This is a genomic window from Coleofasciculus chthonoplastes PCC 7420 (assembly GCF_000155555.1).
Taxonomy (GTDB): Bacteria; Cyanobacteriota; Cyanobacteriia; order Cyanobacteriales; family Coleofasciculaceae; genus Coleofasciculus; species Coleofasciculus chthonoplastes_A.
The window spans coordinates 171,502-178,286 of record NZ_DS989859.1 but is presented as its reverse complement, the minus strand read 5'-3'; the positions used below and the strand labels follow the sequence as shown (position 1 = coordinate 178,286).

The window sequence follows — 6,785 nt, the reverse complement described above, 5'->3', positions numbered from 1 at the left end:
ACGGTTAATCGTGGGGACGGAGGTAGATGACACCGAGTTAGTCACATTACGGCGATTGATTGAGGAATTTGAAGCCGAACTCGCTACCTTGGGCGCGAGAGTTGATAATTTAGAAGGACGAGTAGCCTTTTTAGAAGACCACCAGTTTTCCACAACCACCAAATTAAATGGTGAAGTTATTTTCTCACTCGTTGGTGCAACCAGTGATGAGGAAGATGCCAATATTATTCTGGCTGACCGAGTGCGCTTGAACCTAAATACCAGTTTTACGGGTCAAGATTTACTGATTACAGGTTTACAAGCGTATAACTTTGGTGGTGATATCACCGGGGCGGGTAGTGTTCAAGGGGCATTATTTCCTGGACGAGATGCTTTTTTAAGTGAAGGGTCTACGAAACTCAGTTTTGAACCCCAGTTTCCGGAATTTAACCCCCAAGACTTGAGCGAGAGTGCGGGGTCTAATGATGTTGAACTCTACAAACTTTTGTACATTTTCCCATCCGGAGTCAACAATTTAACCCTATTTGCTGGAACAGCCGCAGAAGCCTCCGATGCATTTCCAGCCATTATTCCTTTTTCCAGTGAAGGACAGGGGGCGATTTCGCGATTTGCCACATTGAACCCCGTTTTACGTGTATCTGGGGGAACCTCCCAAACGGGCTTAGCCTCGGCTGTCGGGTTTATTTGGGGGATTTCTGATGCAATCGACTTGCGGGCGTTATACGGTAGCGTCAATGCGGCGATTCCGGAACAAGGTGACAACAATATATTGGGGTCAGGGTTCTTTGGTGGAAGTACCGTCGCCTCAGCCCAGCTTACGCTGAAACCTAGTTCTCAATTTGATATTGGTCTGAACTATGCTTATAGTTACCACGACCTGAATATTATGGGTCTAGGATTAACTCGATTTTCCTCCAACCCGCTGAATATTCCTGGACGCACAGTTGATGGAGATGGTAATCCGATTGTTGGTGGGATCTTAGATACACCCGTTCACGTTAATTCCTTGGGTGCTACCGCAACCTGGCGTATTTCTCCGAAAATTTCACTAACCGGTTACGGTGCTTATTTCTTTGTCGATGCTGTCGCTGGTGCAGATGCATCATCTGATTTCACGACTTGGATGGCGGGGTTACATTTTCAAGACTTATTTAAAGAAGGGAATACGGCGGGTCTAATTTTTGGACAACCGTTGCATCGGGTAGAAGCAGACGGCGCAGCCGATTTGACAGAACCTGGTGTTGACCGAGAAACGCCCTATCATTTAGAAGCGTTTTACAACTTTAAGGTTAGTGATAACGTCAGTATTACACCCGGAGCATTTGTTCTGTTTAACCCAGAAAGTGATGGGAATAACGATACCGCTTTAGTCGGTGTACTGCGAACTACATTTACCTTCTAGTAGTTGACCCAACCGTGGGTTTCAACCCATAGCTACAATGCAACTACGAACTCCCCAAAAGAACAAGGACACGGCAATGCCGTGTCCCTACGATATCACTGATGTTCTAGAAGAATTACGCGATCGCCATAGCGGGTTCGTGCCAACGCCCAACGGCTTTACCAATCACTGCCATTTCTTGGACTAAGCTATCAAAGCGATCCGGTGTCAGGGATTGGGGTCCATCGGATAAGGCTTTAGCTGGATTAGGGTGAACTTCAATCATCAACGAATCCGCCCCGGCTGCGATCGCGGCTTTTGCCATTGAGGGTACATACTCAAACCAACCCGTACCGTGACTGGGATCAATCATGATCGGCAAATGGGTGAGCGATCGCAATACAGGTAACACCGATAAATCCAGTGTATTCCGGGCATACTTCCGGTCAAACCCCCGGACACCCCGTTCACAGAGAATCACATTGGGATTTCCCCCAGCTAATACATACTCCGCCGCCATTAACCATTCATCAATGGTCGCCGACATTCCCCGCTTTAATAATACGGGTTTATCCTGTGCGCCAACTTTCTTCAACAGGGAGAAATTCTGCATATTGCGGGCACCGACTTGCACCACATCGGCTACCTCAGAAATTTTATCCACATCGGCTGTATCCATGACTTCGGTAATGATCCCCAAACCCGAAGCCTCCCGTGCGGCGGCGAGTAAGCCTAAAGCGCTTTCTCCATGTCCTTGGAAGGAATAAGGCGACGTCCGAGGCTTATAAGCACCTCCCCGCAAAAACTTAGCACCCGCCGCTTTTACCCGACGCGCCGTTTCCACAATCATCTCCTCGTTTTCTACCGAACAGGGACCAGCTACCAGCACCACGGGATGCTGCTCTCCAAAGTGAACAGCTCCATCGGGTGTTGATACTACAACTTCGCCAGCTTCCCCGTGACGATATTCACGGCTTGCCCGTTTAAAGGGTTTCTCAACCCGCAGCACTTCTTCTATCCAGGGGCTAATTTCTTGAATTTGCCGGGGGTCTAAAGCCGCTGTTTCACCGACTAGACCCAGAACAACCTTGTGTTTACCCACAATCGGTTCTGGTGTTAGCCCCTGTTCGCTGAGTTCCTGACTAATGCGATTGATTTCGGCTTCTGGAGAGCCGACTTTCATGACTACAATCATAACTTTTAAGGTTTAAGTTTTCAATGTGATTGGGGAAGGGATAGGTTTTGACCCTTCGCCTTGTTAATCGGGCATGGTGTGTGATTTCACTCCCCCTGCTCCCAGACGTAGCATGCTACGTCTCTACATTGCTCCCTCTGCTCCCCCGGCGTTCCTAGCAATAACCGAAAAAAGAGCTAACTTTTTTTAGCCTCTCTCGCCTCACGCCATGCTGATGTGAGTCGTCCTAGGTTGGTTGTGAATTCCTGCCAACCCAGTAATGTTCCTGGACTGTCTTCCTCCCAGGATGCTGAAAGAACACCATAGGTTAATCCCAACACACCTAAGCCAAAAAATCCCATACTTACCAGAACCACCGCTACATTGGGTAACTCGATCTCCAGGTTGACCACCGCAAGATAGCTAACCACAAATGAAAGCATTCCCAACGCGGTTGGAATACCACAGAGTAACGCCATACGGCGCACCATACGCTTACTCACCTGATCAGGAATAGTCATCGACTCAGGAGTAGAAGCCTTTGGTTGATCCGGTTTGGCTGGGGATTTCGCTTTAGCTTTATTCGCTACAGGTTTAGCTGGGGATTGCGACTTTTTTTTTCGCTTTTGGCTCGGCTCAAAAGGTAAAGGGTTGCGGGAGGGTTCATCAGACATAAGCTTTAGTCAGTGTTTATCCGCGAATACCTAAGCGCTTAATCAAGGCTTGGTAATGTTCAGGATTGCCTTCACGCACATAACTTAATAAGCGTTTGCGCTGACCAATCATCTTTAATAATCCCCGACGGGAGGCATGATCCTTTTTATTGGCTTGCAGATGTGTACTCAAGCGACTAATGCGATCGCTGAGCATGGCGATTTGCACATCTGCCGAACCCGTATCGGTGTCGTGAATCTGATAGCTGTCAATAATTTCTTGTTTGCGTTCTTGGGTTAAAGCCATGGATAAATGTTCATTGGTATAATCCAGCAGTTTTTGATCATATCATTTTTCATGATTCATGGTATTCGCTCAACGAGCAAGCCAGCTAGATGGTTCATAAGTTTAACGGTTTGAGCGACGAGTATCCAGCCACTGCTGGAGTATAATAGCTGCGGCTTTGCGGTCGATCAGAGCTTTATGGCGAGAGGGCGAGAGCTTCTCAGCATGAAGTAACTGTTCGGCTTCAAAGGACGTTAACCGCTCATCCACATATTCTACGGGTAATTGTAGGGCAGCGCTCAAGCGACGGGCATATTTTTGCACCTGTCGCGCCTGGAATCCCAGCGTCCCGTTCATCGAATAAGGTAATCCAACCACCAGAACTTGAACGTCGCGTTGTTCGACGAGTTCTCGGAACTGGGATACATCCTGCTCAAAAGATGTCCGCTTGATTGTGGTTAAACCTGTAGCAATTAAGCCAGTACCATCGCATCCGGCGACACCAATTCGCTTACTACCAACATCCAAGCCCAAGGCTGAGATTTTCTGCATTACATCAGTTAATTATTGCATGGGGTCGGGGCGGGTTTAGTTGCATCTGGGTAAGGTCAGAAACGATAGTAGTAAAACCCGCCCCTACACACTCACTACTCTCCTACTCCACATCTGTCGAATTGGCTGGCGGTGGAATATCTTTGTCCTTCAGCTTTTGTTTTGCCGAAGAATTGGCTCCATTTGTTTTAGAAGCGGCGTTAGGTTGTTGGGAGAGGGATTCCCACCAGGACATACGGCTGGGGATGGGAGTACGGGCTGGCTGGAGTCCCTGAAGCACTTCTGATAACTGTAACCCTTCTAATTTCTTGGCTTCCCGGATTTTATGCCAGACTGAACGAGACATGAGCAGAGTATGCTCGATTCTCTGAGCATCTAACTGTTCCAGGTAGTCTTCTCGTTCCGGTTGATAGTCGGCTGAAGCCAGATGCAAAGACTGGGCAGGATATTGTTGGGTAATCCGCGCCATTTGTGAGAATAACTCTGGATACAGGCAAGTGTAGGCAGGGTGAACAGTGAGCTGGGCTTCGTGCGCTCGACTCCCATCTCGGCAAAGGGTGAGTTGAAAATAACCAATAGCTGCTTTGCGCTGGGATTCAAACACATAAGCATTGATAACTTCAGTGCGATTGAACCACTGCTGTAGCGTCGAGACTAGCGATCGCATAAATCCTGTTTTAAAATCCTCGATATGACGGTCAAACACTTGACGCACCAAAGGAGGCATGGACGCCGTATCTAGCTGATACAATAGTTGAGCATCAGCATTGCTCACCGGGAGCAAGTTGGGTAAATCGGGTTCGCGATCGCCTAGTTTAGCTAAGGTTTGCTCAGAAATTGACCAATATGTCAATTGGGCTAGAGGTTGAAATCCATTCCGCCGATATAGTGCCAGGGTATCTTTATTGTGGATATTGACTTCTAGTAACCAGGTGCGGGCTTCCCAGATAGTCTCGAAGCAATGGCGCAAGAGTGCCGAGCCGGTTTCAAGTTTGGCGGGTTTATTAATGGATGCAGGAGACGGATCGGGAGCAACTAACACCTGTTCCACGCGCCAAGTACTGCGAGTCCGATTAAAGGGTGACACTTTGATTAATCCTCGCAGCCGCTGAAATTGTTCAGCTACATAGAAACAAAAATCATACTGGCAAGGATTTGGAAACCAATTCAAAACCATCAGCAGCCCATACCAGCGTCGAACCTGCTGTAGTTGGCGGATGAAGGTTAACGAGCAGCTATTACACTCCGTATCTGTGGCTTGAGTCGTAAGCTGCTCAATTCTCTCCAAATCGCCGTATTGAATGGGGCGAATCACAGTCTTCGCGTTTTCCGGAACAGGTGAAGTCATGTTGAGTAAAGATGCTAGGAAGCCAACAGCAGACAAGACCAAGTTTTTTGCACTGTAGTATACAGCGACAAGATTCAAGTTACTGTCCTGACAATATATTAACGATTTTCCCACTCTGTTCATCCCCAGTTGGGGAGAACAGGGGAGCTGGGGGAGTGATGTAGAGACGTGCCATGGCGCGTCTGGAAGCTGGGGAAGCTGGGGAAGCCTGTAAAGACAAAAATTAAAATTAGAGCTGATCAGAGCCGTATTGCTCCACCCCCTTACCCTATCTCCTTATCTCCTTCATCATTCAGATGGCGGCACTAGGGACTTTTTTCGTAAACATTTGTAAACTATAAATCATTGATGCTTGTATACTCGCAAACAACCATTGCCTTGCTGCATCTGAATCGGAACGCTGCGTCTTGCCACTAAGACAAGTCTGGGGTTTTCACCATTTTAGGAGTTTTTCATGAACCAACTGATCAAAATTGAGCGCTCTTTGTTGATAGGTCATATCGGGGCTATGGCATTTGGACTGGCAGGGCTACTGCTGGTGTTGCCTCACCCCGAATGGATTATGAGTTTACCGCCACAGGGACAAACCTTGTTTCAATGGTCTATGGCTGGGGGTGGAGTCGTCTACATTATTTTAGGAGCAGCAGCCGTTGCAATTTATGCCTACCGAACTCTGGGACTGTGGCAATGGTTGACGTTCATGGTTCCTGCTATTGTCATTTCCTTGACCAGTGAACTCCTGGGAACGAGTACAGGTTTCCCCTTTGGACATTATGGTTACTTAAGTGGCTTAGGCTATAAAATCGCGGGTCTTGTGCCGTTTACGATTCCCTTATCCTGGTTTTATTTAGGATTGGTGTCTTATCTATTGGCTCGTGTGGGGTTAGAGAGAAGAGTGGCGACGAATCAATCAGTTAGTTGGTGGCGTCACTTAGGTGCGATCGCGATCGGTGCTGTTTTACTCACGTCTTGGGACTTTGTACTTGATCCCGCCATGAGCCAAGCCTCTGTTCCTTTCTGGTTATGGGAGCAACCGGGTGCCTTTTTTGGGATGCCGTATCAAAATTTTGCGGGTTGGTTAGGAACAGGTGCTGTCTTTATGGCTGTCGCGGCTTTATTTTGGCAGAAAACGCCAATGGCATTGTCTAGAAGCCAATTGGGATTGCCCTTAGCCGTTTACCTGAGCAACTTTGTCTTTGCGGCTGTGATGAGTATCGGTGCTCAAATATGGGTTCCGATTGGCTTAGGGATCGTGTTAGGCGTTATTCCCGCCGTGGTATTGTGGCGGATGGCAACAGTGACACCCACATCTAACACCCTCGAACAAGGACAACGCGATCGCACTCCAGAGGCGAAAGTGCCTGTAGCGTCTATTAAGTAATTTGTCATTT

The 6,785-nt window shown here is 47.9% G+C and carries 7 protein-coding genes; 2 read left to right on the top strand and 5 right to left on the bottom strand.

Features of this window, described 5'->3' with window-relative positions:
* The coding region (locus MC7420_RS24210; protein WP_006103640.1) for an iron uptake porin at window positions 1-1,402 on the top strand (1,402 nt) is incomplete at its 5' end.
* A gap of 115 nt (window positions 1,403-1,517) precedes the next feature.
* Here the strand turns inward: MC7420_RS24210 and aroF are convergent.
* From aroF to MC7420_RS24185, 5 genes are all read right to left on the bottom strand, one after another.
* The gene (aroF, locus tag MC7420_RS24205) at window positions 1,518-2,576 is read right to left on the bottom strand and encodes a 3-deoxy-7-phosphoheptulonate synthase (protein ID WP_044209402.1); all 1,059 of its coding nucleotides are present in this window, start codon (window positions 2,574-2,576) and stop codon (window positions 1,518-1,520) included.
* Window positions 2,577-2,752: 176 nt separating this feature from the next.
* A complete protein-coding gene (locus tag MC7420_RS24200; RefSeq protein ID WP_006103587.1) occupies window positions 2,753-3,229 on the bottom strand; it encodes a PAM68 family protein in 477 nt (158 codons plus the stop codon).
* Window positions 3,230-3,245: 16 nt separating this feature from the next.
* Complete coding sequence (gene rpsO / locus MC7420_RS24195) at window positions 3,246-3,515, bottom strand: 30S ribosomal protein S15 (RefSeq protein ID WP_006103631.1); 270 nt, start codon at window positions 3,513-3,515, stop codon at window positions 3,246-3,248.
* Window positions 3,516-3,617: 102 nt separating this feature from the next.
* Window positions 3,618-4,046 (bottom strand): Holliday junction resolvase RuvX, encoded by a 429-nt coding sequence (gene ruvX, locus MC7420_RS24190; RefSeq protein ID WP_044209398.1) that lies wholly within the window; start codon window positions 4,044-4,046, stop codon window positions 3,618-3,620.
* A gap of 103 nt (window positions 4,047-4,149) precedes the next feature.
* Complete coding sequence (locus tag MC7420_RS24185; protein WP_044209394.1) at window positions 4,150-5,394, bottom strand: GNAT family N-acetyltransferase; 1,245 nt, start codon at window positions 5,392-5,394, stop codon at window positions 4,150-4,152.
* A gap of 454 nt (window positions 5,395-5,848) precedes the next feature.
* Here MC7420_RS24185 and cruF point away from each other — a divergent pair, with 454 nt between their 5' ends.
* Window positions 5,849-6,775: a gamma-carotene 1'-hydroxylase CruF gene (cruF, locus tag MC7420_RS24180; protein WP_006103577.1), complete on the top strand. Its 927-nt coding sequence runs from the start codon at window positions 5,849-5,851 to the stop codon at window positions 6,773-6,775.
* Window positions 6,776-6,785: the final 10 nt, after the last annotated feature.

Coding starts and splice junctions, on each gene's coding strand:
- rpsO (WP_006103631.1), bottom strand. CDS start 3,515: ATGGCTTTAACCCAAGAACGCAAACAAGAAATTATTGACAGCTATCAG.
- cruF (WP_006103577.1), top strand. CDS start 5,849: ATGAACCAACTGATCAAAATTGAGCGCTCTTTGTTGATAGGTCATATC.
- aroF (WP_044209402.1), bottom strand. CDS start 2,576: ATGATTGTAGTCATGAAAGTCGGCTCTCCAGAAGCCGAAATCAATCGC.
- ruvX (WP_044209398.1), bottom strand. CDS start 4,046: ATGCAGAAAATCTCAGCCTTGGGCTTGGATGTTGGTAGTAAGCGAATT.
- MC7420_RS24185 (WP_044209394.1), bottom strand. CDS start 5,394: ATGACTTCACCTGTTCCGGAAAACGCGAAGACTGTGATTCGCCCCATT.
- MC7420_RS24200 (WP_006103587.1), bottom strand. CDS start 3,229: ATGTCTGATGAACCCTCCCGCAACCCTTTACCTTTTGAGCCGAGCCAA.